At 58.1% G+C, this 26,666-nt stretch carries 32 protein-coding genes; 14 read left to right on the forward strand and 18 right to left on the reverse strand.

What is annotated here, in order from left to right:
- Positions 1–49 precede the first annotated feature (49 nt).
- The 6 genes from frr to E2F50_RS00915 all read right to left on the reverse strand — a co-directional run bounded on the left by frr (position 50) and on the right by E2F50_RS00915 (position 5,347).
- Positions 50–610, reverse strand: a complete 561-nt coding sequence (gene frr / locus E2F50_RS00890) for a ribosome recycling factor (RefSeq protein WP_133314191.1) — start codon at positions 608–610, stop codon at positions 50–52.
- A 40-nt stretch (positions 611–650) separates the two neighbouring features.
- Positions 651–1,373 carry a UMP kinase gene (pyrH, locus tag E2F50_RS00895; RefSeq protein WP_133314192.1) on the reverse strand — a complete coding sequence of 241 codons (723 nt, stop codon included), beginning with the start codon at positions 1,371–1,373 and terminating at the stop codon, positions 651–653.
- A gap of 117 nt (positions 1,374–1,490) precedes the next feature.
- The gene (gene tsf, locus E2F50_RS00900; RefSeq protein ID WP_133314193.1) at positions 1,491–2,417 is read right to left on the reverse strand and encodes a translation elongation factor Ts; all 927 of its coding nucleotides are present in this window, start codon (positions 2,415–2,417) and stop codon (positions 1,491–1,493) included.
- Between the two features lie 246 nt (positions 2,418–2,663).
- Positions 2,664–3,443: a 30S ribosomal protein S2 gene (gene rpsB / locus E2F50_RS00905; RefSeq protein ID WP_133314194.1), complete on the reverse strand. Its 780-nt coding sequence runs from the start codon at positions 3,441–3,443 to the stop codon at positions 2,664–2,666.
- Between the two features lie 261 nt (positions 3,444–3,704).
- On the reverse strand, positions 3,705–4,415 hold the full coding sequence (locus tag E2F50_RS00910) for a pentapeptide repeat-containing protein (RefSeq protein WP_425375340.1): 711 nt from the start codon (positions 4,413–4,415) through the stop codon (positions 3,705–3,707).
- Positions 4,416–4,516: 101 nt separating this feature from the next.
- Positions 4,517–5,347 carry a cell envelope integrity EipB family protein gene (locus tag E2F50_RS00915; protein WP_133314195.1) on the reverse strand — a complete coding sequence of 277 codons (831 nt, stop codon included), beginning with the start codon at positions 5,345–5,347 and terminating at the stop codon, positions 4,517–4,519.
- 109 nt (positions 5,348–5,456) lie between these two features.
- Here E2F50_RS00915 and E2F50_RS00920 point away from each other — a divergent pair, with 109 nt between their 5' ends.
- Genes E2F50_RS00920 through E2F50_RS00935 form a run of 4 tightly spaced genes read left to right on the forward strand, consistent with a single transcriptional unit; the run spans position 5,457 to position 8,309 of the window.
- Positions 5,457–5,927 carry a RidA family protein gene (locus E2F50_RS00920; RefSeq protein ID WP_133314196.1) on the forward strand — a complete coding sequence of 157 codons (471 nt, stop codon included), beginning with the start codon at positions 5,457–5,459 and terminating at the stop codon, positions 5,925–5,927.
- Entirely contained in the window at positions 5,924–6,655 is a 732-nt protein-coding gene (locus E2F50_RS00925; RefSeq protein WP_133314197.1) for a glycerophosphodiester phosphodiesterase family protein, read from the forward strand. The genes E2F50_RS00920 and E2F50_RS00925 overlap by 4 nt, the downstream gene beginning before the upstream one ends.
- 7 nt (positions 6,656–6,662) lie before the next feature.
- Positions 6,663–7,853: a GNAT family N-acetyltransferase gene (locus E2F50_RS00930; RefSeq protein ID WP_133314198.1), complete on the forward strand. Its 1,191-nt coding sequence runs from the start codon at positions 6,663–6,665 to the stop codon at positions 7,851–7,853.
- A 24-nt stretch (positions 7,854–7,877) separates the two neighbouring features.
- Positions 7,878–8,309, forward strand: a complete 432-nt coding sequence (locus tag E2F50_RS00935; protein WP_133314199.1) for an HIT family protein — start codon at positions 7,878–7,880, stop codon at positions 8,307–8,309.
- Between the two features lie 22 nt (positions 8,310–8,331).
- Here the strand turns inward: E2F50_RS00935 and E2F50_RS00940 are convergent, their stop codons facing one another.
- The 7 genes from E2F50_RS00940 to E2F50_RS00970 all read right to left on the reverse strand — a co-directional run bounded on the left by E2F50_RS00940 (position 8,332) and on the right by E2F50_RS00970 (position 14,930).
- Positions 8,332–8,667: an AzlD domain-containing protein gene (locus tag E2F50_RS00940; protein ID WP_133314200.1), complete on the reverse strand. Its 336-nt coding sequence runs from the start codon at positions 8,665–8,667 to the stop codon at positions 8,332–8,334.
- Positions 8,667–9,416, reverse strand: a complete 750-nt coding sequence (locus tag E2F50_RS00945; RefSeq protein ID WP_133314201.1) for an AzlC family ABC transporter permease — start codon at positions 9,414–9,416, stop codon at positions 8,667–8,669. The genes E2F50_RS00940 and E2F50_RS00945 overlap by 1 nt, the downstream gene beginning before the upstream one ends.
- Positions 9,417–9,531: 115 nt before the next feature.
- Complete coding sequence (clpA, locus tag E2F50_RS00950; protein ID WP_133314202.1) at positions 9,532–12,069, reverse strand: ATP-dependent Clp protease ATP-binding subunit ClpA; 2,538 nt, start codon at positions 12,067–12,069, stop codon at positions 9,532–9,534.
- A 10-nt stretch (positions 12,070–12,079) separates the two neighbouring features.
- A complete protein-coding gene (gene clpS, locus E2F50_RS00955) occupies positions 12,080–12,433 on the reverse strand; it encodes an ATP-dependent Clp protease adapter ClpS (RefSeq protein WP_133315181.1) in 354 nt (117 codons plus the stop codon).
- Positions 12,434–12,887: 454 nt separating this feature from the next.
- On the reverse strand, positions 12,888–13,091 hold the full coding sequence (locus E2F50_RS00960) for a DUF3126 family protein (protein ID WP_128444505.1): 204 nt from the start codon (positions 13,089–13,091) through the stop codon (positions 12,888–12,890).
- Between the two features lie 109 nt (positions 13,092–13,200).
- Positions 13,201–14,025 carry a serine O-acetyltransferase gene (cysE, locus tag E2F50_RS00965; protein WP_133314203.1) on the reverse strand — a complete coding sequence of 275 codons (825 nt, stop codon included), beginning with the start codon at positions 14,023–14,025 and terminating at the stop codon, positions 13,201–13,203.
- A gap of 107 nt (positions 14,026–14,132) precedes the next feature.
- Positions 14,133–14,930 carry an alpha/beta fold hydrolase gene (locus tag E2F50_RS00970; protein WP_133314204.1) on the reverse strand — a complete coding sequence of 266 codons (798 nt, stop codon included), beginning with the start codon at positions 14,928–14,930 and terminating at the stop codon, positions 14,133–14,135.
- Between the two features lie 182 nt (positions 14,931–15,112).
- On the opposite strand from E2F50_RS00970, the gene E2F50_RS00975 reads away from it, so the two are divergent.
- Together E2F50_RS00975 and E2F50_RS00980 are read left to right on the forward strand one after the other, a co-directional pair.
- Positions 15,113–15,358, forward strand: coding sequence for a zinc-finger domain-containing protein (locus tag E2F50_RS00975; protein WP_133314205.1), 246 nt, complete (start codon positions 15,113–15,115; stop codon positions 15,356–15,358).
- A gap of 13 nt (positions 15,359–15,371) precedes the next feature.
- Positions 15,372–16,523: an FAD-dependent monooxygenase gene (locus tag E2F50_RS00980; protein ID WP_133314206.1), complete on the forward strand. Its 1,152-nt coding sequence runs from the start codon at positions 15,372–15,374 to the stop codon at positions 16,521–16,523.
- Between the two features lie 3 nt (positions 16,524–16,526).
- Here E2F50_RS00980 and E2F50_RS00985 read toward each other — a convergent pair whose 3' ends face one another.
- The gene (locus E2F50_RS00985) at positions 16,527–17,711 is read right to left on the reverse strand and encodes a cystathionine beta-lyase (RefSeq protein WP_133314207.1); all 1,185 of its coding nucleotides are present in this window, start codon (positions 17,709–17,711) and stop codon (positions 16,527–16,529) included.
- Positions 17,712–18,058: 347 nt separating this feature from the next.
- Between E2F50_RS00985 and E2F50_RS00990 the strand changes: the two genes are divergently transcribed.
- From E2F50_RS00990 to E2F50_RS01005, 4 genes are all read left to right on the forward strand, one after another.
- On the forward strand, positions 18,059–19,081 hold the full coding sequence (locus tag E2F50_RS00990; protein WP_133314208.1) for an amino acid ABC transporter substrate-binding protein: 1,023 nt from the start codon (positions 18,059–18,061) through the stop codon (positions 19,079–19,081).
- Positions 19,082–19,190: 109 nt separating this feature from the next.
- Positions 19,191–20,384, forward strand: a complete 1,194-nt coding sequence (locus E2F50_RS00995; RefSeq protein ID WP_133314209.1) for an amino acid ABC transporter permease — start codon at positions 19,191–19,193, stop codon at positions 20,382–20,384.
- 2 nt (positions 20,385–20,386) lie between these two features.
- Positions 20,387–21,544: an amino acid ABC transporter permease gene (locus E2F50_RS01000; RefSeq protein ID WP_133314210.1), complete on the forward strand. Its 1,158-nt coding sequence runs from the start codon at positions 20,387–20,389 to the stop codon at positions 21,542–21,544.
- Between the two features lie 12 nt (positions 21,545–21,556).
- A complete protein-coding gene (locus E2F50_RS01005; protein WP_133314211.1) occupies positions 21,557–22,330 on the forward strand; it encodes an amino acid ABC transporter ATP-binding protein in 774 nt (257 codons plus the stop codon).
- A gap of 46 nt (positions 22,331–22,376) precedes the next feature.
- Here the strand turns inward: E2F50_RS01005 and E2F50_RS01010 are convergent, their stop codons facing one another.
- Positions 22,377–22,883 carry a hypothetical protein gene (locus E2F50_RS01010; RefSeq protein ID WP_133314212.1) on the reverse strand — a complete coding sequence of 169 codons (507 nt, stop codon included), beginning with the start codon at positions 22,881–22,883 and terminating at the stop codon, positions 22,377–22,379.
- A 504-nt stretch (positions 22,884–23,387) separates the two neighbouring features.
- Between E2F50_RS01010 and E2F50_RS01015 the strand changes: the two genes are divergently transcribed.
- The 4 genes from E2F50_RS01015 to E2F50_RS01030 all read left to right on the forward strand — a co-directional run bounded on the left by E2F50_RS01015 (position 23,388) and on the right by E2F50_RS01030 (position 24,861).
- On the forward strand, positions 23,388–23,696 hold the full coding sequence (locus tag E2F50_RS01015) for a hypothetical protein (protein ID WP_133314213.1): 309 nt from the start codon (positions 23,388–23,390) through the stop codon (positions 23,694–23,696).
- 180 nt (positions 23,697–23,876) lie between these two features.
- Positions 23,877–24,110: a hypothetical protein gene (locus E2F50_RS01020; RefSeq protein ID WP_133314214.1), complete on the forward strand. Its 234-nt coding sequence runs from the start codon at positions 23,877–23,879 to the stop codon at positions 24,108–24,110.
- 94 nt (positions 24,111–24,204) lie between these two features.
- Positions 24,205–24,399, forward strand: a complete 195-nt coding sequence (locus E2F50_RS01025) for a hypothetical protein (protein WP_133314215.1) — start codon at positions 24,205–24,207, stop codon at positions 24,397–24,399.
- A gap of 231 nt (positions 24,400–24,630) precedes the next feature.
- A complete protein-coding gene (locus tag E2F50_RS01030) occupies positions 24,631–24,861 on the forward strand; it encodes a hypothetical protein (RefSeq protein WP_133314216.1) in 231 nt (76 codons plus the stop codon).
- An 11-nt stretch (positions 24,862–24,872) separates the two neighbouring features.
- Here the strand turns inward: E2F50_RS01030 and E2F50_RS01035 are convergent, their stop codons facing one another.
- The 3 genes from E2F50_RS01035 to E2F50_RS01045 form a co-directional block, all read right to left on the reverse strand.
- Positions 24,873–25,088 (reverse strand): hypothetical protein, encoded by a 216-nt coding sequence (locus E2F50_RS01035; protein ID WP_133314217.1) that lies wholly within the window; start codon positions 25,086–25,088, stop codon positions 24,873–24,875.
- A 454-nt stretch (positions 25,089–25,542) separates the two neighbouring features.
- Positions 25,543–25,896 (reverse strand): hypothetical protein, encoded by a 354-nt coding sequence (locus E2F50_RS01040; RefSeq protein ID WP_133314218.1) that lies wholly within the window; start codon positions 25,894–25,896, stop codon positions 25,543–25,545.
- A 2-nt stretch (positions 25,897–25,898) separates the two neighbouring features.
- Positions 25,899–26,348 (reverse strand): hypothetical protein, encoded by a 450-nt coding sequence (locus E2F50_RS01045; protein ID WP_133314219.1) that lies wholly within the window; start codon positions 26,346–26,348, stop codon positions 25,899–25,901.
- Positions 26,349–26,666: the final 318 nt, after the last annotated feature.

The raw sequence follows: 26,666 nt of genomic DNA on the forward strand, positions 1-26,666 counted from the left end.
TCTACGTCGTTCCTTGTCGCAGCCGGATCATGCGGCGGTACGGCCTCGATTAGACCTGCATGATTTCCTTTTCTTTCTCAGCAAGCAAGCGGTCGACTTCGGAAATCGTATCGTCAGTCATCTTCTGGACTTTTTCAGATTGGGCGCGGCTGTCGTCCTGTCCGATGACGCCATCCTTCTCTGCCTTCTTCAGTCCGTCCATGCCGTCACGACGCACATTGCGAACAGCGATCTTCGCCTTTTCGGCGTAATCATGGGAGACCTTGACCAGGGACTTGCGGCGCTCCTCATTGAGCTCCGGCAAAGGAATGCGCAGGTTCTGACCATCGACAATCGGATTGAGGCCGAGATGCGATTCACGGATTGAGCGCTCAACGGCGCTCACCATTGACTTGTCCCAGATGGACACGCCCAGCATGCGAGGCTCGGGAACCGTGATATTGGCAACCTGGTTCAGCGGCACGCGCGAACCATAGGCCTCGACAGTGATCGGATCGAGAATATTGGCCGATGCGCGGCCCGTGCGCAGCGAGGCAATGTCGCTTTTGAACGCGGCTACCGCGCCTTCCATGCGTCGCTTGATATCGTTGAGATCGACTGATCCGCTCATCTTCTTACTCCCTTGTTGCTCTTAGCGGCAAAGCTGCATGTCAGTTGTCGGATACGATGGTCTTGCGCCCGCCACCGGTCAAGATTTGGGCAAAGCCGCCCTTCTCGTGGATGGAAAACACGATGATCGGAATGCTGTTTTCGCGGGCGAGCGCAACAGCCGCCACGTCCATCACCGCCAAGCCCTTATCCAAAACTTCGCTATGCGTCAGCGTCTCGAACCGGGTTGCATCCGGAAACTTCTTCGGATCGGCGGAATAAATGCCGTCCACTTGCGTTCCCTTGAAAATCGCCTCGGCGCCGATTTCGGCTGCGCGCAGCGCCGCGGCCGAGTCCGTCGTGAAGAATGGATTGCCCGTTCCGCCGGCAAAGATCACCACCCTGCCCTGTGCCATGTGATGCAGCGCCTGGCGCTGCGAAAAGCTCTCGCAGATCTCAGGCATGGAGATTGCCGACAGAACGACGGTATCGATGTCTAGCTTGCGGAGCGACGTGGCGAGCGCCAGTGCATTAATGACGGTACCCAGCATGCCCATGTGGTCGCCAGTCACCCGGTCGCCGCCCTTAGAAGCCACGGCCACGCCCCTGAAGATGTTACCGCCCCCCACCACGACGCCGACTTCGACACCCATGGCGCGTGCTTCGGCGATGTCGGAAGCAATCCGCCCGGCAACAGCGACATCGATGCCGAAACCCTGACTGCCCATCAAAGCCTCGCCGGAAGCCTTCAGGAGGACGCGCTTATAGACGGGCTGAGGGGACATGGAGGCTCCTTGAATCTAAACAGCTGCGGAGGGGTCAAACGGGTTGCCGATACACGAAGGGCACCGGTTTGTCACCCGGTGCCCCGTCGTTTTGTCGGTGTTCAACAGTTAGCTGTATCAGCCCTTGGCGACTGCGGCGACTTCCGCGGCAAAGTCGCTTTCTTCCTTCTCGACGCCTTCGCCGAGCAGCAGGCGTGCCATGCCGGTTACCTCGATCGGCGCGCCGACTTCTTTTTCGGCAGCCTTAACGGCAGCGCCGACCGTCAAATCGGGATTGATGACGAAAGCCTGCGACAGCAGTGCGACTTCCTCAAAGAACTTGCGCATGCGGCCTTCGACCATCTTTTCGATGATGGCTTCCGGCTTGCCCGACTCGCGGGACTGCTCGATGAAGACGTTGCGTTCACGCTCGGCAACGGCTGGATCCACTTCCTCGGCACGGATGGCCAAAGGCGCGGTCGCGGCGATGTGCATGGCGACCTGACGGCCGATGGTGTTCAATGCATCCTTGTTGCCGGTCGACTTCAAGGCGACGAGCACGCCGAGCTTGCCGAGGCGGTCGGCCGCAGCGTTGTGAATATAGGTGGCGACAACGCCGTCTTCGACTTCGAGAGCAGCCGAACGACGCAGGTTCATGTTTTCGCCGATGGTGGCGATGGCATCCTTGATCGTGTCGGTGACCGACTTGCCGGTAGCCGGATAGGTGGCTGCGCCAACGGCTTCAACAGAGCCGCCTGTCCCGAGCGCTACGTCGGCAACGCCACGAACCATGGACTGAAACGCATCGTTGCGGGCAACGAAGTCGGTTTCCGAATTGATTTCAACCACGACAGCCTTGGTGCCGGCGCTGGCAACGCCGATCAGGCCTTCAGCCGCGGTACGGCCGGACTTCTTGTCGGCCTTGGCAATGCCCTTGGCACGCAACCAGTCGATCGCCGCTTCGATGTCGCCATTGTTTTCGGCAAGCGCCTTCTTGCAATCCATCATGCCTGCGCCGGACTTTTCGCGCAGTTCCTTAACCAATGCAGCGGTGATTTCAGCCATTTTCGTGCCTCTTGTCGGTTCAAGTTGGGTATCGCCGGGAAGACATCGGCGAGACCAAAGTTTGGGACGAATGTACCCGGAAGTATGACAACGTGATGAAACACATCACGAGATGATTGCCTCGACGACTGCACCAATCAAACATGGGCCTGCGGAAACGATCACCTTAAACAACGGAGGCCAGGGATTTGGATCTCTGGCCTCCGTCAAACTTATAGCGGAGTGGCAAGCCACTCCCCGGCTGCCTCAGGCTTCCGCTTGGGCTTCTGCTTCGCCTTCGAGAGCAGGCTCGATCGGGGCCTCGGCGGAGGCGCCGACATCACGGCCCGAAGCGCCCTGCTGGCGAGCGATACCATCAATTGCCGCGCGAGCGATGAGGTCCGTGTAGAGAGCGATGGCGCGCGAAGCGTCGTCGTTACCCGGGATCGGGTAGTCGATCAGGTCCGGATCGCAATTGGAGTCGATGATAGCAACGACCGGGATACCCAGGCGCTTGGCTTCGTCGATGGCGATCTTTTCCTTGTTGGTGTCGATGATGAACATCAGGTCAGGGGTGCCGCCCATGTCACGGATACCGCCCAGCGCCTTGTCGAGCTTTTCGCGCTCGCGCTCGAGGTTCAGGCGCTCCTTTTTCGTGAAGCCGGAAGCTTCCGAAGCCAGGATTTCGTCGAGCTTGCGCAGGCGCTGGATCGAGTTGGAAATGGTCTTCCAGTTGGTCATCATGCCGCCGAGCCAGCGGGAGTTGACGTAGTACTGGGCCGAACGCTTTGCGCTGTCAGCGATCAGCTCCGAAGCCTGACGCTTGGTGCCGACGAACAGAACGCGACCGCCACGGGCAACGGTGTCCGATACGACCTGCAGGGCGCGCGACAACATCGGCACGGTCTGGGCCAAGTCGATAATGTGAATGTTATTACGATCGCCGAAGATATACGGCTTCATCTTCGGGTTCCAGCGGTGAGTCTGGTGACCGAAGTGGACGCCTGCTTCAAGCAGCTGGCGCATAGAGAAATCGGGCAATGCCATGCCTAGTTATCCTTTTCCGGTTGAACCCCCGCAAGGCGAACAGCATCTCTCGTCGAGAAATGCCACCGGGCGGAACAATCCGGATTTCTCCCGAACCATCCCATGCCTTGCGTGTGGAATGGTGGTGCCCATACATGCCATCGCGCCCAAAAGCAAGACGTGCAGGGCAAAAAGGGATAGGTGTATCGTCCGGCTGCTGGCGTCCGCCGATATTGCTCCCAGGACAGCTTTCACCACCGGCCGTCTAGATCAGATGATTGCTCAGTCCTTGTCTGCGCAAGGCCAGGACTGCGGCTTCGTCAGGCCGGACGGGAGTATGGTCTTCTCATCTCCGCAGGCCATGTCGAGCTGATGCTGCTCAAGACCCTTCGATGCCGACAGATCAAGAGCCTCCAGCCGCGTCAACGAAAGGAAGGCACTACTGAAATCCAAAGGCCCTTTGAAACTGGCCTTAGTCAGATCTGCCCGTGCCAGATTGGCAGACGCGAAGCTCGTGCCGGTCAGCACCGCCTTATCGAAGATAACCCTGCTTAACTCGGCCTTTTCAAAATTCGCGCCCTTCAGATCGGCACCGGTGAAATTTGCACGCTGCAATTCTGCGCCGGCAAAGGATGCACCTTCGGCGAAAATACTTTGAAATCCAGCGCGGTATGCCTCGACTTTCTGAAAATTAGCCTTTTCCGCATGTGCACCGGCCAATGAAGCTCGTGCCAGCTTGGCTTTCGTCAAATCAGCATCGGTGAAATTGGATTCACGCAAGTCCGTATAGCTGAGGTCTGCCTCGACCAACTTGGCACGGGAGAAATTGCTTCCGCTCAGCATGAGGTTCTTCTTGCCGCAACCCGCCCAATCGAGACCGGGTCTGGGGTCAGCACGGCAGTCAGCAGCCTGTACAGGGAGCAGACCTAAGGAGGCTTCGCCGGCGAAAAGGGCTAAAACAAACCCGGCATAAATGAGAGACTTCGTCGCCACAGAACCTGATCCTTACCGTCGATAGCGCCTTGTGATCCTAGCCACAGATATGGGTATCAAGACTTAAGTTTTCATCCAGTTCCATAGAGCCAGTTTCTGCTTTACTTGCAGTCCTGCTTGTCCAGAAGTTCCAACTTGGAGAGGCTGCCGGACAGAACGAATTCGCCATAATCCATGGTAAGATCACGGGTGATGCCGTTCTCGTACAGCTTGAACGACATATTGTAGACCGGCGTCGGATCGCCCGGGGCGCTGTCGTTGAAATAAGCGATCGTCACCGGCCAGAACGCGGTTTTGGCAAACTCGCCCGCCTGTTCCGCGTCTACGTCGTCCTTTGCCGGCTGCTGTGCCTTGCCGATCACCGTCGTGGTCAACAGGGACTGATCGCCATTTTCCGAGCCATCGAAGACCCGAGCTTCGAACAGACGCTTGCCCTGCTTGGCGTTGTGGATGACTTCCAGCATGTGGTCGGTCGGGAAATCGCTGGCGGGCAGTTCGATTTCTTTAGCGTTGGGTGCGGAGAGCTCGACCTTGACGCCCTGCTCACCCTTGCTGGCATCACCGCTCAGTTCCTTATCAAGCTTTTCGTCCGTAAAAGACTTTGTTTCGAAATGGAACTGACGCGCCGACAGATCCTCGAACGTATTGGTCTGCTGATCGCTCAGCCTGGTTTCCTCACCCGTGCCGATCTTGGTCACCAGGCGAAAATTGGTGGTAAATCCGGTGCAGGCTGAACCGGTGAACTCATAGACCATGCGGCCGAACATGCCCTCAATGCCAGAACGTTCGGAAGCATCCTTGAGCTTTAGGTCGTAGACGGCGCGATGCGGCACAAGAAGCCTCGCTGCAATGTCTGCGTTCGGCGCCGCGGCAAATGCGCTGGGGACGCAGACGCCACCGGCAAGGATCAACCCGAGGCTCATGCGCAACATTCACATTCTCCTGTTGGACTCATTCCAGGTGTTATAAGAACGCCATGGGTTGAGGTTATGGCCTTGATGCAAGATTTTTGATGAATTTACAACAAACGGGAAATCGAAAATGACCGAAGCGATCGATGGCCGCCTGAAGGAAATAGGAATCACCCTCCCCGTCGCCGCTGCGCCAGCCGCCAATTACCTGCCCTATGTGATCACGGGCAATCTGCTATTCATTTCCGGCCAGCTGCCGAACGAGAACGGCAAAGTGGCCGTGACGGGTCTGGTCGGCAGCGACGTGGACGTGGCGGCTGCCAGCCGTGCAGCGGAACTCTGCGCGATCAACATTCTCGCCCAGGCGAAAGCTGCTCTCGGCGGCGACCTTGCCAGGATTAAGCGGGTGGTGAAGCTGACAAGTTTCGTCGCCTCGGCTCCCGGTTTCGTCGAGCAGCATGTGGTCACCAACGGCGCTTCGAACCTGTTTGCCAACGTGCTCGGTGAGGCCGGCAAGCATGCACGCGCGGCAGTCGGCATGGCGGCGCTGCCGTTCAACGCCTCGGTGGAAGTGGAAGCCATTATCGAGATCGAAGCATGATCGATGCCGCCTGGATCAAGGAACTCCCGGTCGCCCACCGCGGCTACCATGACATGAACCAGCAGATCTGGGAAAACACGCTTGCCGCCTTTGCGCGCGCTGCCGAAGCGGGTTTTGCCATCGAATGCGATGTCCAGCTTTCTGCCGACAGCGTGCCCGTCGTTTTCCATGACCATGATCTCGAACGCCTTTGCGGCATCAAGGGCGACGTGCGCGAGCGCACAGCCTCGGAACTCGGCATGCTCGCCATCGGCGGCACCAAGGACAAGATGCCGACGCTGAAGCAGATGCTCGATCTCGTCAAAGGCAGCGTGCCGCTGGTGATCGAGATCAAGGGAAGGCCCGGAGAAGGCGAGGACGACGGTTTCGTTGAAACCGTGCTTGACGTCCTGGACGGGTATGAGGGCACTGTCGCACTGATGAGCTTCGACCATCACATCCTGCGCGACCTGAGAAGGGCAGACGCATCCTTCCCGATCGGCTTGACGGCAATGGGCGACAGGCCGGAAGAGTTCTTCGCCCATGATGAAGCGATGCAGCTCGGGCTCGATTTCATCTCCTACCACTGGCCGCATCTGCCCAATACGTTTGTCACTGCGCAGAGACAGGCCGGCATTCCCATTATTACCTGGACCGTGAGGGATGGAATTGGCGTTGAACAGACCTATAAATACGCAGACCAGATGACCTTCGAAGGTTTTGACCCGAAGGCGACTCATCCCGCGTAAAGTAGGCATGACAGCAAACCTCACCATCCGCATCGAAAAGTCGATCGGCGCGATCAGCGAGACAAGCTGGTCGCGCCTTTTGGGCGCCTCGAAATCTTCGGTCGAGACGCCGTACAATCCTTTCCTGTCGCACGCCTTCCTTTCGGCCTTGGAAGAGTCGGGATCCGCAACGGCCAAGACCGGATGGCACGGACATCACCTGCTCCTCGAGGACAGTCAGGGCGCCCTCCTCGGCGCCGTTCCCGGCTATATCAAGAGCCATAGCCAGGGCGAATATGTCTTCGACCACGGCTGGGCAGACGCTTTCGAGCGTGCCGGCGGCCAGTATTACCCGAAGCTCCAATGCGCCGTGCCTTTCACGCCGGCGACGGGCCCGCGCCTTCTCGTCTCGGCGGGCCGCGACAGAGCCTCCACGGAACTGACGCTTGCTGCAGGTCTCCAGGAAGTGACACGGCAGGTCGGTCTTTCCTCGGCGCATGTCACCTTCATTGCAGACGATCAGCTGGCGGCCTTCGAACACGCGGACTATCTGCATCGGACCGACAAGCAGTTCCATTTCATCAATGACGGCTATGCCGACCACAACGCTTTTCTGGAAACGCTCGCTTCCCGCAAGCGCAAGGCATTGAAGAAGGAACGCCGCGCGGCGCTGGAAAACGGCATTACCATCGACTGGTTGACGGGCAGCGACCTGACCGAAGACATCTGGGATCAGTTCTTCGCCTTCTACATGGATACCGGCAGCCGCAAATGGGGCCGGCCCTACCTCACCCGGACCTTCTATTCCTTGATCGGTGAGCGGATGCCGGACGACATTCTTCTGGTCATGGCCAGGAGAGAGGGAAAATATGTCGCCGGAGCGATCAACTTCATCGGCGGTGACGCGCTTTACGGCCGGCACTGGGGCTGCATCGAGGACCATCCCTTCCTACATTTCGAAGTGTGCTATCACCAAGCTATCGATTTCGCGCTGGCCAAGGGCCTGAAGCGGGTCGAAGCAGGCGCCCAGGGCGAGCACAAGCTGGCCCGCGGCTATCTGCCTGTCACCACCCACTCCATGCATTATATCGCGCATCCGGGTCTGCGCGGCGCAGTTGCAGACTATCTCGAGCGCGAGCGCCAGGAAGTGGATTACATGAACGAATACCTGTCCGAGCACACGCCGTTCCGCAAGGGCGAGCGCCAGCAGGAAGACTGACAGCAACACGTGGAGGATCCGTGCATGACCATCGAGGCCTACGACAACAACAATATTTTCGGCAAAATACTGCGTGGCGAGATCCCCTGCCACCGGGTCTACGAAGATGATGATACGCTTGCCTTCATGGATGTCATGCCCCAGTCTCCGGGCCATGTGCTGGTAATCCCGAAGGCGCCTTCCCGCAATATTCTCGATGCAGATCCGAGGACGCTGTCGAAACTGATGCCGGTCGTCCAGCGACTGGCCAAGGCGGTCAAGGAGGCTTTCGAGGCTGACGGCATCACCGTGACACAGTTCAACGAACCGGCGGCCGGGCAGACGGTTTTCCACCTGCACTTTCACATTGTCCCGCGATACGAAGGCGCAGCCCTCAAGCCTCATTCCGGCCAGATGGAAGACAATGAACTGCTCGCAACGCAGGCTGAGAAAATCATCGGTGAACTGGGCAACTGACGGCTCAGCGGCATCGGCTTCCTCAGAAGCCGAGCCACCACAAGCCAGCGATCAACAAAATGATCGGTACGGCGACACCGACGCCCACCTTCCGGCCGCTGGCCAGGAACAGGCCAAAGCCTATCCCTGCAGCTCCCAGCCTTAGCCATAAAGGTGAATGCGACAAAGTACCGGTCGGAAAAACGATCAGCTTGGCGGTGACGGCCATGACCAGAGCCGTTGCGACCGCCCTCACCCAATAGAGCGCTTCGGAATCCTCGTTCAGCCGGCTGCCGGCCAGCACACCCAGCCATCGCCAGATGTCAGTGGCCAGAAAGCCGGCCACGATGATGACGATATAAGTCCACCACTCTTCCATCACTGCGCTGTCCTAAGACTTCTCTGCGCGCGTTTGCGACGGAACCTGTCGATAAGGTAGGCGGCGGTGCCGCCACCGATCCCGGCATAGAGAACGTCGAAGTCCGGCGTGACAACAGCTAGAACCGGACCCAGGATAACCCCGATGACGAAGGCCAGCTTCACCACCGGCTGCTGCGCGCTGGCCCAGATCGAGGAGATGAAATAGACCGGCGTCAGCATGAAAAGCGCGCCTGCGACCAGCGGCGGGAATTGCGATACGACGCCGAAACTGATCGCGACGATGACGGCATTGGTGAATGTCAACGTCATCCCGAAGCCGGCGAAAAAAGCAACTCTGTACGGACGTGGCACGTCGCGCAGGTGTCGGGATGCAAAGACCCAGGACGTAATGGCGATGAAGTGAGACAGGAACAGGAGTACGCCGACGGGCGTCTTCTGCGTCCGCATCTCCGGCATGATGGAGGCGACCATCGGCATCATCCGGATCGAAGACAGCGTCACGGCCAGAAAGGAAGCGGCTATATGAGCCTTGCCGACCATTGTCCCGATCAGGATCATTTGGGCGGGCAGAGCCCAGACAGACAGCGTCATGACCACCGCCTCGCCGCGGCTAAGGCCGGATTCGAGGGCAAAGGCACTGAAACCCACATAGGACGCCATTAGGATGAGAGCCGGCAGCGAGAAAATGCCGCGCATGCCCTGAAGGAACCAGGAAAGGTGACGCCGCTCGTCGATCTCAGTGGCCATTGGTCTCCCTGGTGACTGTGGTGGTTGAGGCTGAGCTTCGGCACCTACAGAAACGACAACGCCGGGACAAGCCCGGCGTTTATTCTTTCACGCAAGTGCCAAAGCACCCTGTTCTTTACTTCGTCTTCGGCACCCGCGGCACCGTGCTGCCTTTGCGGGGCGACGGCTTCGGCGCTTCTGCCGGAACCTCATCTGCTGCGATCACATCGACGTCGGTCATGGCAGCGGCCGGGCCTCTGTCCTTGTCCTTTGGAGCCGACTTCCTGGGCGCCTTGGGCTTGGTAACCTTGGCATGAGCTTCCTCTGCAGCCTCCTCCACCTCAGCCTCCGGCTTCGGCTTTACCGGCACGGTTTCGGGGATGCAGTCGAGGACCAGCTTGTCCTTGCCGTCCTCGTCCTTGCTGACGGTAACGCGAACCACACCACCCTTGCGCAGCTTGCCGAACAGGATCTCGTTGGCAAGCGGCTTCTTGATGTGCTCCTGGATGACGCGAGACAGCGGGCGGGCGCCCATCTTCTCGTCGTAACCCTTGTCGGCCAGCCAGGCGATCGCATCCTCGTGCAGGTCGAAGATGATGTTGCGTTCAGACAGCTGGGTTTCCAACTGCATGACGAACTTCTGGACGACCTGATGAATGACACCAGTTGGCAGCGGCGCGAAGGCAATCGTTGCATCGAGACGGTTACGAAACTCCGGTGTGAACAGCCGGTTAAGCGCTTCTTCGTCCTCGCCCGTCCGCTTGGACGAACCGAAGCCGATCGCCGCCTTGGCCATTTCCGACGCACCCGCATTGGTCGTCATGATCAGGATGACGTTGCGGAAGTCGATCTTCTTGCCGTTGTGGTCGGTCAGAGAACCATGGTCCATGACCTGCAGCAGGATATTGTAGATATCCGGATGCGCCTTCTCGATTTCGTCGAGCAGAACCACGCTGTGCGGATGCTGGTCGACGCCGTCGGTCAAGAGGCCGCCCTGGTCGAAGCCGACATAACCGGGAGGTGCGCCGAGCAGTCTCGAGACCGTATGGCGTTCCATGTATTCCGACATGTCGAAGCGCAACATCTCGACGCCGAGCGAAGCGGCAAGCTGCTTGGCGACCTCCGTCTTGCCGACGCCGGTCGGGCCGGAAAAGACGTAGGAGCCGATCGGCTTGTTCGGCTCGCGCAGGCCGGCACGCGCCAGCTTGATGGCGGTGGACAAGGCTTCGATCGCCGCGTCCTGACCGTAAACGACCGAGCGCAGTTCCTTTTCCAAGTTGGCGAGAACCATCTCGTCATCCTTGGACACGGTCTTGGCCGGGATCCGCGCCATGGTGGCGATCGTTGCCTCGATCTCCTTCTCGGTGATCAGCTTGCGACGCTTGGACGCTGGCACGAGCATCTGCGCCGCACCGGTTTCGTCGATAACGTCGATCGCCTTGTCCGGCAGCTTGCGGTCGGAAATGTAGCGGGCCGAAAGTTCCACCGCCGACTTAATCGCCTCATTGGTGTAGCGCAGCTTGTGGTAGTCTTCGAAATACGGCTTCAGACCCTTCATGATCTCGATCGCGTCCTCGATCGACGGCTCATTGACGTCGATCTTCTGGAAACGGCGAACCAATGCCCGGTCCTTCTCGAAGAACTGGCGGTACTCCTTGTAGGTGGTCGAGCCGATGCAGCGGATCTGACCCGAGGACAGAGCCGGCTTCAACAGGTTGGACGCATCCATGGCGCCGCCCGATGTCGCACCGGCACCAATAACCGTGTGGATTTCATCGATGAACAGCACGGCACCTGGGAAGTCTTCCAGTTCCTTGACGACCTGCTTCAGGCGTTCCTCGAAGTCGCCGCGATATCGCGTGCCGGCCAGCAGCGTACCCATGTCGAGCGAGAAGATGGTAGCGTCAGCAAGTGCTTCCGGAACCTTGCCCTCGATGATGCGCTTAGCAAGCCCCTCTGCAATCGCCGTCTTGCCGACGCCGGGGTCACCCACATAGAGCGGGTTGTTCTTGGAGCGGCGGCACAGGACCTGAATCGTCCGGTTGACTTCCGAATGGCGGCCGATCAGCGGATCAATACGGCCATCACGAGCCTTGTCGTTCAGGTTGACGCAATAGGCCTTCAGGGCATCCTGCGGCTTCTTGGCAGAGCTTTCCTCGTGATCTCGTGACGATGGCTTGGCATCGGCGTCGCTTTCCTCGATACCGCGCGGCGCACGGGTCTGCGAGGCGCCCGGCCGCTTGCCGATACCGTGGGATATGTAGTTGACGGCGTCGTACCGGGTCATCTCCTGCTCCTGCAGGAAGAAGGCCGCATGGCTTTCCCGTTCCGCAAAGATCGCCACCAGTACATTCGCACCGGTCACTTCTTCCCGGCCCGAAGACTGCACGTGGATCACGGCGCGCTGTATGACGCGCTGGAAGCCGGATGTGGGCTTTGAGTCCTCATCGTAGCCCGTCACGAGGTTAGACAGCTCGTGATCCACATAATCAATGACGGTTTTGCGCAGAGTTTCTAGATTGACGTTACAAGCGCCCATGACCGCCGCTGCATCGGCGTCGTCGATCAACGCCAAGAGCAGATGTTCGAGCGTGGCATATTCGTGATGCCGCTCGTTTGCAAAGGTCAGTGCCTGGTGCAGCGCCTTTTCAAGACTAGGCGAAAATGTTGGCACGTCGGGTTCCTCACTTCTTTTCCATGACACATTGCAGCGGATGCTGGTGTTGCCGGGCGAAGTCCATAACTTGGGACACCTTGGTTTCCGCTACTTCGTAGGTAAAAATTCCGCATTCCCCCACGCCATGGTTGTGCACGTGGAGCATGATACGCGTTGCCGCATCCCGGTCTTTCTGAAAAAAACGCTCCAGAATATGGATGACGAACTCCATCGGCGTATAATCGTCATTCAACAGGAGTACGCGGTAGAGATTGGGTTTCTTGGTCTTTGATTTGGTGCGGGTGATAACAGAGGTACCGCGGTTGCCGTTGTCTCCGTCGCCGCCCTTTTCGCGTTGCATCAAGATCGGCAGTGCGATCATCTTCATTCATTCCTCAGTCGTCCGGCTCCGGTTCGCTTCGTGTCCGCTTTGCCGAACTTCAGTCAACATAACTTAGTTCATCAGAAAACGATTTTAAGCCCCCTTCGCCGTCACGCAATCACTATTCCGCTAAACACACGCTGTGCGCTGCTTAAAATCAGCTTTTTCGCGCGTGGGTCGAACGCGGGAAGTTGCTGACGGCACACGCGCGGCTACGAAAAGAATCAGCGCCCGACCAACTTGAGCTGCAATCGGGACATTCTAACGGCCGGCGGAATGGCTATGACGCGCACTTCTGACAGTCGCTCAATAACGCCGCGCCAAGCACAAGTATTCGTATATGCTTATAGAAGGCTATTCCCTGCCTGAAAGTCAAGGCCGGCGACACGGTTGCCAACCGTAGCCTGGAATCAAAGCGGGCCCGCAGGCCCGCCTTTTTCGACTGCATATCTGCTTAGAGATCGACCTCTAGAATCGCCATCGAGAAGTTATACGAGCGCTCGCCGTCCTCGTCGTCGACGTAAACCACCCCGAGAAACTCTTCGCCGAGATAGACTTCGGCAGAATCGTCCTTGCGGGGACGCGCCTTGACGATGATCTGCGGGTTCAAAAGGCGCTTGAAATAAGCGTCGATCTTCTTGATTTCGTCCGGTTTCACACTCTTCTCCGTCAGCGGTTCGCGGTTCGGCGCTTTTGCCACGGGACAAAGGCGAAAGTAAAGCCGCGACCCCTCCGCTCAGACGCGTTTGCCCTCTCGCAATCCATCGTCAGTCCTGGCCAGTCAGCAACTGGTCCATCAGGCGAGCCGGTTCGGAGCAGCCGGCAGAGCCAACCACTTTCGCCGGAACACCGGCTACTGTCGACTTCGGGGGAACGGCCTTCAAAACAACAGAACCGGCTGCCACGCGCGAGCAGGAACCGATCTCGATATTGCCGAGGATCTTGGCGCCGGCGCCGATCAACACACCATTGCCGATCTTGGGATGCCGATCAGCCCCCTCCTTGCCGGTGCCGCCGAGTGTTACGCCGTGCAGGATGGACACATTGTCGCCAATCATCGCCGTTTCGCCGACCACAAGACCGGTGGCGTGGTCAAGGAAGATCCCCTTGCCGATGCGCGCCGCCGGATTGATATCCGTTTGGAACACGCTCGAAGCTCGGCTTTGGAGATAAAGTGCGAAATCGCGCCGCCCGTTGTTCCAGAGCCAATGCGCAAGTCGGTGCGTCTGGATAGCGTGGAAGCCCTTGAAATAGAGAACCGGCTCGAGGAAGCGCAGACATGCAGGGTCGCGATCATAGAAAGCCTGTATATCAACGCGCAGAATGGTGCCCCATTCCGGCCAGTCAGCGAGCATTTCCAGGAACGTCTGACGCAGAAGCACCGCCTGGAGATCCGCGTGATCGAGACGCTCGCAAATTCGGTGAATCACGCTTTCTTCAAGCGATCGGTGGTTTAGGATGGTCGAGAAAAGAAACGCGGCAAGCAGCGGATCGTGTTCCGCAGCGGCATGCGCCTCCTGCCGGAGCGTGTCCCATATCGGATCGACCGTGGGGACCATTTCGTGCTGGCGAAATTCAGTTCTTGCGGCCATCGCCGTCTCCTTGCCTGCGCTCAAGCATGCCGTTCAAGCCATCATATATAGAATATGTTTTCCCCAAAACCAACTGCCTCAAAATCGCATTGCGTTGATCATTAGGATCAGAGAACCTGCTGGCTCGTGGACAACTCGGCCAAGAATTCCAGCACCGCCTTCTTGAAGACGCGGTCGCCGACAGCCAGCATGTGATCCCGGCCAGGAATGTCGAGTGCGCGTGCATGCGGCATGAGATCGGCCAGTTCCTGGGCCGAGCCTGCGATGTCATCGGTCGTACCGACGCCGATCAGGGTCGGCGCGAGGATGCGTGCCATGTCTGCTCTCGCCACAAGGTCGCGCGAACCGCGGATGCAGGCTGCCAGCGCCTGCCTGTCACTCTTGGTTTGATCTGCAAAGGCGCGGAACATCCGCCCGCGCTGGTGGGTGACGTCATCAAGAGCAGGCGCCAGAAGCGCGTCGGCAATCGGATCCCAATCGCCGACCCCGTCGGTCATGCCAATGCCGAGGCCACCAAGCACCAGGGAGCGGACCCGATCAGGATGGGCAAGGGCTGCGAAAACTGAGATCCGTGCGCCCATGGAATAGCCAAAGAGGTGAGCTTCGGGGATGCGAAGATGATCGAGAAGGGCAATGGAATCCTCCGCCATGACCCACGGCCGGTACGCTTCTGCATCACGGGGCTTGTCGCTGGCGCCGTGGCCGCGATTGTCCATGGCGATGACCCGGTAGCCCGCATCGCCCAGCGTTTTCAGCCATCCAGGATGCACCCAGTTGACAGTGGCGCTGGAAGCGAAGCCATGGATCAGCAGAACGGGATCACCCGACGGATTGCCCTCGTCGAAATACGCAAGATCCAGACCGTCATGTGAAAAAGAGGAAAAGGCTGGTGCGTTGAGATTCATGACTGGCATCCTTTTTTTGCGGCTGAACATAGGCGATCAGTCAGCGCGATTGAACCCTCGCCACGCCGGAATCGGTCGGCACAAACGCTTTCCCACTACACAATCCGAACACAGGGCGATAATGTCCGCCGCAAATCGGGCGGGGGGCTTGAGCCGCCGCATTATCAAGCATGGAGATCATCATGGCTGGCCACAGCATTCCTCACTTCCAGAACGACGGCGGATATCGGGCGATCCAGATCGGCGTGAAAGAATTCATGTGCACCGGCGCTTCCGTGCCCTTCGATCATCCGCATATCTTCATCGACATGGGCGACGATGTGGAAAAGGTCTGCTCCTATTGCTCGACCCTCTACAGCTATAACCCGTCATTGGCGGCCGATCAGACGGATCCCGCAGGCTGCGTTTTCCACATCAAGGCGGCTTGATCGGCATCTGCTGATGACATTGGAAAAGGTGGCGATTATCGGCGCCGGCATAGCCGGCTTGACTGCCGCGCTATCCTTTGCCCGGCATGGCATCGCCAGCGATATCTTCGAGGAAGCGTCGACGCTTCTGGAGGTGGGAGCAGGGCTTCAGATTTCGCCGAACGCCTCGCGCATCCTTTCGGCACTCGGCGTCCTGCCGGCGCTTGAAGCGGTTTGGACGGAACCGGACCAGATCGCGCTGACATCCGGGACAACTCTTAAACTGATCGCCTCTGTGCCTTCTGGGCATTTTGCGCGTGAACGTTGGGGGGCTCCCTACGGCGTCCTGCACCGCGCGACGCTGCAGAAAGTACTGGTTGCGGCTGTCGAGCAAAATCCTCTTTGCCGCCTGCATCTCGGCTCTCCCGTCCGCGGCAATGCCTATGCGGCATCCGGCCTTGCCTATGGCTTGGTGGTCGGAGCCGACGGTGTCTGGTCCAACATGCGTGCCTGCATTGCAAGCGCACCGACGCCGCATTTTTCCGGCAATGTAGCGTGGCGTTTCACGCTTCCGCAATCTGCAGCACCCTCCTGGCTTTCGCCAGGGCAGGTGACGGCCTTTCTAGGCCCTTCAACCCATCTGGTCGCCTATCCCCTGAACGACGTCGGCAGCATCAATGTGGTTGCCATAGCCTCAGGCGTGAGCCCAGGTGAAACATGGGATGCAAAGGCCAGCCAAGTGCAGCGACACGCGCTCCTCGAGCGCTTCCATCGATGGGACCGCCGCATCGTCAGTGTATTGGAAGGCGCCGAGCAGCCCACCTTCTGGCCTCTTTACTCGCTCGACTCCGGCCGCTGGCAAAGCGGCGGCAACACCGTTCTGATTGGCGATGCAGCACATGCCATGATGCCGTTTGCGGCCCAGGGCGCCGCAATGGCGATCGAAGACGCATTTGTTCTGGCCGCAAAGGTTGCCGGCCCCCTGCCCCTCGCTGAGGCTCTTTCAAGTTTTGAAACGGAGCGAAAAGTGCGGATCGCTAGAGTCAGGGCACGCGGGGCTTTTAACCGCTTCGCCTATCATGCCCGTGGACCGGTCCGGCTTGGCCGGGACTTGGTCCTATCTATGCGGCCGCCGCAATCTCTTGCGGCGGATCTGGACTGGCTCTACGGCTATCATCCTATTTGACGTTCAGGCAGCGGCTGCCGCAGCAAAGCCGCGCTCCAGGTCTGCCTGAAGATCGACCACATCTTCAAGCCCGATCTGCAGGCGGATGACCACGCCGTCGGACGGCGCTTTGCATATCGTACGGTCCGAGAGGCTGACCAGGACCGCCAGGCTTTCATAGCCGCCCCAGGAATAGCCCAGCCCGAAATAAGTCAGCGCATCCAGGAAGGCATGCGATTTCCGTCTTGCGTTGGCGGCGTCCGTCTTCAGCACGAAGGAAAAGACGCCGCTTGCTCCCTTGAAGTCCCGCTTCCATATCTCGTGGCCAGGAAAGCTCGGCAAGGCCGGATGCAGGACGCGGGCAACTTCTCCGCGGCCTTCGAGCCACTGCGCAATCGACAAGGCGCTCTTCTGGTGATGCTCCAGCCGGATTCCCATGGTCCGCAAGCCGCGCAGTATCTGGTAGGAATCATCCGGCGCACCGCAAATCCCCATCAGAATGCGAGCCTCCTCGAGTTGCGGCCAGTATTGCGCATTGGCCGAAACCGATCCCATAACGATGTCCGAATGGCCTGACGGATATTTCGTCGTGGCGTGAATGGACACGTCTACTCCGAAATCTAGCGGTCGGAAGTAGAGCGGCGTCGCCCAGGTATTGTCCATGGTGACGACGCAACCATGTCTGTGCGCCACTTCGGCAATGGCCCTGATGTCTTGCATTTCAAATGTATTGGAACCAGGCGCCTCGGTGTGAACCAGCTTTGTATTCGGCTTGATCAAGGTCTCGATCCCGGCACCGGGTGCCGGATCGTAATATTCCACCTCGACGCCAAGGCGTTTCAGCATCGTGTCGCAGAAGTTCCGGCACGGTGTGTAAACAGAATCCACGATCAAGGCATGATCACCGGCTGACAGATAGGCAAGAAACGGAACCGATATGGCCGCCAGTCCCGACGGCACCAGGATCGTACCGACAGCGCCTTCCAGTTCATTGAGCGCATCGCAAAGTGCATCCGTCGTCGGCGTAGCGCGTGTGCCATAGGTGTATTTCTGGCTGCGCCCTTCCATCGTCGCCATATCCGGAAAAAGTACGGTCGATCCGTGCACAACGGGCGGATTGACGAAACCGTGGTAGGCACTCGGCTCACTGCCTATGTGGGCGAGCCGCGTATTGTTGCCGGCGTCTCGCAGGAAGTCGTTCTTCTTCATTCGGGAAAATACTTTCGCTTGGAGAACTGCGGAAGTTTTGCCGCCTGCAACAATTCCGGTCAAGCCTACCTAAGCTTATGGGTCACACCTCTGCATGGACCACACGCTCGCCGCAAAAATGATCACGAACTGCATACTTGATAAGCATTTGCGTACTTGATGTGCGGCGCCAACGAATTTACCGCAGTTTGAACGCAATTTGGGCGAGCGAGACTTGACCCTGCCCGCTTTTGTGAATGAGATATAGGCACCCGCACCGGGAGGCCAGCGGGCCGCCGGCCGTATTCGAAAACAGGGGAACGGCCCGCGTCACCGAACACAGATAACCATAGAAAAAGGTTGGGAAAATGAAAAAGACGTATCTGTCAGCTGCAATTGGCGCGGCGGTGCTGGGCTTTGCCTCGGCCGCATCCGCTGCCACGCTCGATGACGTCAAGGCGAAGGGCTTCGTTCAGTGCGGGGTCAACACCGGCCTGGCCGGCTTTGCTCAGCCGGACGCTTCCGGCGCATGGAAGGGTTTTGACGTCGATTACTGCAAGGCCATTGCTGCAGCCGTTTTCGGCGATGCCACCAAGGTAAAGTTTACGCCGACGACTGCCCAGAGCCGCTTTACCGCGCTCCAGTCTGGCGAAGTCGACGTTCTTGCGCGTAACACCACATGGACCATCAGCCGCGACACTGCACTGGGCTTCAACTTCCGCTACGTCAACTATTACGACGGCCAGGGCTTCATGGTTCCGAAGAGCCTGAACGTGAAGTCCGCGCTGGAGCTCTCCGGTGCAGCTGTCTGCGTCCAGTCCGGCACCACGACCGAACTCAACCTCGCCGACTACTTCAAGTCCAACAATCTGCAATACAATCCAGTTGTTTTCGAAAAGCTCGAAGAGGTCAACGCTGCCTATCAAGCCGGCCGTTGTGACGTCTACACGACCGACCAGTCGGGCCTTTACGCAACGCGTTTGGCACTCTCGAATCCCGACGAGCATGTGATCCTGCCGGAAATCATTTCCAAGGAGCCGCTCGGCCCAGCCGTCCGCCAAGGCGATGACAAGTGGTTCGACATCGTCACCTGGGCCGGCTACGCTCTGGTTCAGGCTGAAGAGTTCGGCATCACGCAGGCCAATGTCGACGAAATGAAGAATTCGACCAACCCTGACGTCCGTCGCTTTCTCGGCGTGGAGAAGGATACCAAGATCGGTACAGACCTCGGCCTCACCAATGAATGGGCCTATAATATCGTCAAGGGCGTTGGCAATTACGGCGACGTCTTCGAGCGCAACATCGGCACAGGCAGCCCTTTGAAGATTGCTCGCGGCCTGAACGCCTTGTGGAGCAAGGGCGGCCTGCAGTTCGCACCGCCGATCCGCTGATCGCATAGACTGAAGTTCGCAGGGTGGCGCTCACCCTGCGAACTGTCTCCAACCGATAAAACCAAAAACAATAAGAGACCTATCACCGGGCACAGGGGATTGGCACAGCATGACGGACCACGCCATAAATGCGCCTGCCACCAAACAGGCATCCGCGTCACTCATCTACGACCCGAAGGTTCGCAGCATATTTTACCAGGTGCTCACTGTGGTCATCATCCTGGTCGCCGGCCTGTGGATTGCCCACAATGTCAGCAGCAATCTTGCACGCAGCAACACGGCGACCGGCTTCGGCTTTCTGGCAGGCCGGTCCGGCTTCGATATTGGCCAGTCGCTCATTTCGTATACCAGCGACTCGACCTATGGCCGCGCCATCGTCGTAGGCTTTCTCAACACGTTGATGGTTGCCGTCACCGGTATCTTCACCGCCACGATCGTCGGCTTCATCATCGGCATCGGGCGCCTATCGAAGAACTGGCTGATCGCCAAGCTCTGTACTGTTTACGTCGAGATTTTCCGCAACATCCCGCCGCTGCTGGTCATCTTCTTCTGGTATTCTGGGGTGCTGGCCGTTCTGCCGCAACCACGCGATGCGATCAACCTGCCGTTCTCGACTTTTCTCAGCAACCGTGGCCTGACCTTTCCCGCGACGATCTGGGGCGCTGGCGCATGGATGCTGCCCATCGCAATCATAGTGGCCATCGTCATCGCGGTCGTCTTCCGCAAATGGTCGATGACACGCCAGATGGCAACCGGCCAGCAATTGCCGAACGGTTGGATCTCGGCTGCCATCATCATTGGCGTACCCCTTTTATTCTTTTTCGCCATCGGTGCTCCGTTGACCTTCGATTTTCCGGTTGAGGGCCGCTTCAACCTGTCCGGCGGCGCCAACATTCGCCCCGAATTCGTCGCCCTCTATCTAGCCCTGTCGCTTTATACCGCGGCCTTTATCGCGGAGATCATCCGGGCCGGCATCAGAGGCGTTGGCAAAGGCCAGACGGAAGCCGCAGCCGCACTCGGCGTTCAGCCGTCGAAGATTACTCGACTCGTGGTCGTCCCGCAGGCCTTCCGCATCATTATTCCGCCGCTGACGAGCCAGTATCTGAACCTGACTAAAAATTCTTCGCTCGGCGTTGCCATAGGCTTTCCCGAACTTTTCTCTACGGGCAGTACCTCGCTTAATCAGACCGGCCAGGCGATCGAAATGATCACGATCATGCTTACCATCTATTTGAGCATCAGCATCGCTACCTCGCTGTTCATGAACTGGTTCAATGCCAAGATGGCCTTGGTGGAGAGATAAGAATGTCGACCAAAGATCTCTCCTATGTTCGCCGCGACATGATCGCGCCGGAACCGCCACCGATCAGCACCAAGACGATCGGCGGATGGCTTCGCACCAATCTTCTAGCAACGCCGAAGGATGTGGTTCTCACCATTTTAGCGCTCGCGCTGCTGGCGCTCGCGCTTCCCGGCATCATCAATTGGCTCTTCGTGCAGGCCAGCTGGTTCGGTGCCGACCGCTCTGTCTGTGCCACCGTCGTCCAGGGCGGCATCCGTCCGGATGGCTGGAAAGGCGCCTGCTGGGCCTTCGTCGGCGACCGCTTCCAGCAGTTCATGTTCGGCCGCTATCCGCTTGAGGAGCGCTGGCGTGTGATCTTGGTCGGCATCATGCTGATCGTCCTGCTCGTCCCCCTACTCATGCCGAAACTGCCCTACAAGGCGCTCAACGCCGTCTTGTTGTTCCTCGTTTATCCGGTCGTGTCCTTCTTCCTCTTGCACGGCAACGTGCTTGGCCTCGATCGGGTCGAAACACCGCTGTGGGGCGGCATGATGGTGACGCTGATCCTGTCTTTCGTCGGCATAGCCGTCTCCTTCCCCGTCGGCATTTTGCTGGCCCTGGGCAGACGCTCACCCATGCCGGTGCTGAGAACCTTCTGCATCCTCTTCATCGAGATCATTCGCGGCGTGCCCCTGGTCATGGTTCTCTTCATGGCCAACGTCATGTTGCCCTTGTTCCTGCCGACCGGCTGGAGCATCGACAACTTTCTGCGCGCCGTGGTGGGTGTGTCGCTTTTCGCCTCCGCCTACATGGCAGAAGTCATCCGCGGCGGTCTCCAGGCGATCCCCAAGGGACAAGGCGAAGGCGCCGATTCTCTTGGCCTCAGCTACTGGCAAAAGACCCGACTGATCATCCTGCCGCAGGCGATCAAGCTTGTGATCCCGGGCATCGTGAACACCTTCATCGGCTTGTTCAAAGACACGTCGCTGGTTGCCATTATCGGCATGTTCGATCTGTTGAACATCATCCGCCTCAACTTCACCGATACAACCTGGATCACTCCGATGACGCCGTTGACCGGTCTGGTTTTCGCAGGCCTCATCTACTGGATTTTCTGCTTTAGCATGTCGCGCTATTCCGCGTTCATGGAACGGCATCTTGATACCGGCCACAAACGATAAAAAGGGAAACTCATGGCTGACGCCCAACCCAAGAAACTGACCGTCTCCTCCACCGACGTCGCCGTCGAGATCATCGGCATGAACAAGTGGTATGGCGACTTCCACGTGCTGCGCGACATCAACCTCAAAGTGATGAAGGGCGAACGTATCGTTATTGCTGGCCCTTCAGGCTCGGGTAAATCAACAATGATTCGCTGCATCAACCGGCTCGAGGAGCACCAATCCGGCAGCATTTTCGTCGACGATATCGAGCTCACGAACGACCTGAAGAAGATTGATGAGGTGCGCCGCGAGGTTGGCATGGTGTTCCAGCACTTCAATCTTTTTCCGCATCTGACGATTCTGGAAAACTGTACGCTGGCGCCGATCTGGGTGCGTAAGATGCCTAAGAAGGAGGCCGAGGAAGTGGCTATGCACTACCTCAAGCGCGTCAAGATCCCGGAACAGGCCCATAAATATCCTGGTCAGTTGTCGGGCGGCCAGCAGCAACGTGTGGCGATCGCCCGCTCGCTCTGCATGAAGCCGAAGATCATGCTGTTTGACGAGCCGACATCGGCGCTCGATCCGGAAATGGTCAAAGAAGTGCTCGACACAATGGTGAGCCTGGCCGAAGAAGGCATGACCATGCTGTGCGTCACCCACGAAATGGGCTTTGCCCGCCAGGTTGCTAACCGCGTGATCTTCATGGACCAGGGTCAGATCGTCGAGCAGAATTCGCCAGCCGAGTTCTTCGACAATCCGCAGCACGAGCGGACCAGGCTCTTCCTTAGCCAGATCCTACACTAGTTCGTCAGCGCCGACGGCGGCGCCTCGGCGCCGTCTCCTTCTGCCATCACCATTTGACGGCATAGCTGGCATTGATGCTGCTAATCGGATCAGACGAACTGGATGCCCTGTCCAAAGAGCCGCTCAAAGTTATATGGTCGCCAAACTTCTGCTCCAGTGCGAGACCGGCCTCGGCCTTCTTGAAGTTATCGGTTCCCGTCGCTCTGACAACCACGGCCGTGCCAGTGGCGGAGCGTGATACCTTTACCGACTGCGCGACATCGATCCCCGTCCATTGCTGCGTCCCGCTGTCATAGCGCACGGAATAACTGCTTTGACGCTCCACATCGATCGCCGACGTCGCAATGTGCTTTTCGTAGTAGTTCATGGTGATGGCGGCGCTGCCAGCAACGCCGTCGACATCAAGGCCGATGTCGCGGTTCATTTCATAGGCCGGCCGCTGGATGGACTGGGCCTTCAAGCTACCCCAGAACTTTAGCGGAGCATCGACCACGGCGCCGTCCTTGGACGCATCCACACCGAGGTCGAAACCAGCCTCCGGTTCAAGTTTCATCGGCAGTTTCAAGCCCAATTTGACTGAATAGCTGGTGTCGGAAACCTTGCTGGGCTGCCAGATCAGCGGCCTGTCTTCAGCGCAGCTTTGTGAGGCGCAGGCTATCGCAATGAAGGAGGCCGAAACGGCCCTTAGTAGTCTTGTCACTATAATCCCCGTCCAAGGATTTGAACGAACGCGTAACGTCGGGCCGAACCACTCGGCAGAACAACTTCAATGCATTGTAAACGCTTTGCAAACCCTGACCGCTCGACGCGGTTGACCTTCCCTGGTGGGACGCAAGACAACTGAACAGCAGCATCGCCAGGGAATGCGGCCGTTTGGAATCGGCAATGGGGCTGGAATGCGGTCGGTTTGGTTGGCGCCGACGAAAGCCGCTATTGGAGCGGAGCTGTGATCGGCGAGTAACAGCGGGGTCAGGGGCATGAAGATCGCCTTTTGCGGGAACAAAGGCTTCAGGCCCCCGTTTTCCGCCGACCGTAATCAAGCGAAATGGAGTGTGACATGAAAGCAAAAGTCGTAGTCGGAATGGCTCTTAGCCTCGCCTGCATTTCTGCCGCCGAATCGCCATCCAACTATCAGACCTATAGCGGGCTGCGCATCGCAGGAGATCCCGTTATTGAAGCCCGCTATCACTCGGCGTTGAGGACCTGCATACCGGAATCCGCCACCCCGCCCCATGGCGACCTGAACAATCACAGTCTGCGCTACAATGCGGCGTTGAGGGCCTGCCTATACCGCTACGGCTTCGTTGACCGCGGCCAATATGCATATCCTGCAAATGTGATATTTGGCGGCTTTCTCGCAAGGTAAGGTATAGCGGCCGGTGAAATGGCGACCCCTGCAGGGTTGCGATATGTGGCGGATTAATCAATAAAAACAACGAATATGCGCCTAGGTGAGGGCGAATTTGTACTGATTGATTTGCTTGGCAAATTTAACTGCGCGCCTCACCGCTTGACCCCTGCCCGGATATAAGGATTCCCATGTCGAATGGATTGGCAGAAGAAATACCGCTGGCAGCGCATATCGGGCAAAGAGACCGGCTTAGGCGGGAAGCTGCACGAGGACTTCATAGGCTGGGATGGCGAGACGAACATCGGCCGGATCTACCTCGACCAGCAGACACTGAAGGCGGGGAAATGGAGATGGGCGATCCAGTACCCAAAAGGGGAAAGTTTACCAGCCCAACACCGGCTGGGAGACGACAGTGGCGGAAGCGGCTAAGGTCGTCGAGGATCTATGGGACAAGCAGAAAATGAGACTTACCTATGGGTGACAAAAAACGCGGCCTATGGCGAGAGGCTCGGCCGGTGAGAGGATGTTGATTAAAGGCGACGATATGTTCAACTGGCTGGTTAATGATCTGCTGGCGGAGGATCCACACCGATCTATTAGCCTGAACGACGTAAAGGCCGCAGCGCGTGCTCATGGCGCGCTTATCGAGATAGAGCTTTACGTTCGCTGCAAGGCGGCGCCCGAAGACGACTCAGTGAAAGCGGGCCAAGATCCTTAAGTTTAGTGATGCGTGAGGCTTACATCGCTGCTCGATGCTTTTGCAAGAAATGCTCTCTGATCACCAGAAGACATCGGTGCTGCCCAGCCGAACACGTCTTCTTGCCGAGGGCACCGCTCGTGATAGCGTGTCGCATCTCCAGCACAGATTGAGTCGCATGATATCCACCGGCATTCATCTTGCGATCTTCATGGCTCTCGTCGCTCTCGTATCGCTGGGTGCTCTTCAGGCATGGCTTTGGGTCTTCTGGTGATGCCGAACCATGTCGAAGAGTTTAAAGGCTACCGGATAGCCATCTACAGTCTACTCGACCATTGCGCTGTGATCACGCCGCCTGGCGGCAATGCGGTTATGGACTTCGGCGCTCATCGACCAGTTGCGACCGTTGCGGAGGGCTACACCGTGTGTCTCGACCGCGCGAAGGCGCTTGTTGATGAGCTGACGGCGGAGCCAGGCAACTGATGTGTAGGCCGTTAGGTACGACTTGCCACGACAGGATGATTGAAGCGGAAGTGCGCTGACAATACTGGATCGTGATCGAGGAGGTCATGCCAATCAGCTTCCGACATCAACCCCATCTGGAACTGTTGAAGCTGAAAGTGTTGGTCGTCGTTAAGTGGTGGAGGACTTGTGGCCTTAGTCGGACCAAAGAACAGCATCAGGATCAAGCGCCTGATGGTTTTGAGCATGCCGCACCGCCTCAGCTGTCAGTTAACATTTCTATGTTCTAACGACCTGATACGTGTGATGCGATGGAACCGCAATACCGACAGGACCGAGAAACATGCTGCACCCAGCAGAGGCAGCGAGGCAAACGATATCTCGCTTGCCTACGAGGTCCTTAATGTCGCGGATGCTGCGCAATAGGCTTCTCAAGTAACGCGCTCAACAGGTAACTAGTCCGCTCTTCATCGGTTAGCAAACCGGCATCGACCAGCAAGGCTGCATAGCATTCCTCGTAGGAAGAATGTTGTAGATCGACTATAGGAGCAGCCCCAGATTTACGACGATGCTTAATGCAGCTCAATAGTCCAGTCGTTGGCATTGACATCTCCATCACCAGGGATCAGCCATAACAACTGTAAGAACCGAACTTTGTTGCATGGCCAAGCGACCTACTGCCTAACTGGGCGCTGCTTGCGCTCATCCTCCTGTTCGTGGCTTTCGCTGTTGTGGGCTTCGTGGCGCCCTTCGTGCTTTAGCCTCCAGGTCCCCCTCTTCCGCCTCAGCCAGCTCCTGCAGCACAAGATCGAGCTTCGCCTCCGTCGAGGCCTGCTTTCGATCAGCAAGCACAGCCAGGCTGTCGGCGCAGCGCTTCGTCTCGGCAATGAGCTGGTTCATCTGAAGACGGTTGCCTGGCTCCATGCCGACACCAGCAACAATGGTGTCCGGGTGGTGAGGAGGCGCAGGTGGCTTCTTCCCGAAGTAGGCGATCAACCCCGCGAAGATCCCTGCAACGAGGATGCCGAGGTTCGTCAGAATTTCAGACTTGTCCATCTTCAGTCTTCCTCGCAATGGCATGGGTAAAGTCGACGATCCGCGCGTCTCTCAGGGCGCGGATGAAGTTTACGAAGTCGAGGACGACAACGCCGGCCGCGAATATAAACAGAAAGCCGGCGGTGAGCGACAGACAGGGTGATCTGCACCCAAAAGAAGCAACTCAGGAAGGCTCCTGTTGCCCGTAGGTGCGGGCTCCGGCGCCAGGCGCCGTTGATCAGCAGGACCAGAAGCCTGCAGAAGGCGAAGACCTTCATCACCGCCGACCAGGTCTCTTGCGTGAAAATCATCAGCATCAGCTGGTAGGCGTTCGACTTGCTGCTCGCCATCAAGTCGGGATTGCTTGTTAGAACGAAGCCAAGGACCATCAGCAAATTAGCCGCCCACCACTCGCTCCACCGCGGAAAAAATGCGTTCGCGAAGTTGTCGCGAATATGAGTAAGGATTACCATTACTCCTTCTGATTAAATTCTGCACAGAAGGTGTGGCTATGGTTGTGGCTTGCTGGTCTTGCCGGGACACGAAGTGGCTTTGCGAGGATCACCCGAACAAGCTGGGTTGGGAATGCATGCCTGCAGGTGTGGGCTGCAGCCATGCCTTGCCCTCATTGCGCGCAAGACACGGATTGGGGCAAGCCACCGGACCTGGCAAGAGTTCTCAAGTCCTTGTTGCAGATAGCCGGACAGAAGGTGCACTGACATGGCGGAGGATGTATTCGAGGTCCTAAACCGAAAGCCAAGCCGTCGCTGTTGACCTTTAACTTAAATATT

Source organism: Rhizobium deserti (assembly GCF_004358025.1).
Classification (GTDB): Bacteria; Pseudomonadota; Alphaproteobacteria; order Rhizobiales; family Rhizobiaceae; genus Neorhizobium; species Neorhizobium deserti.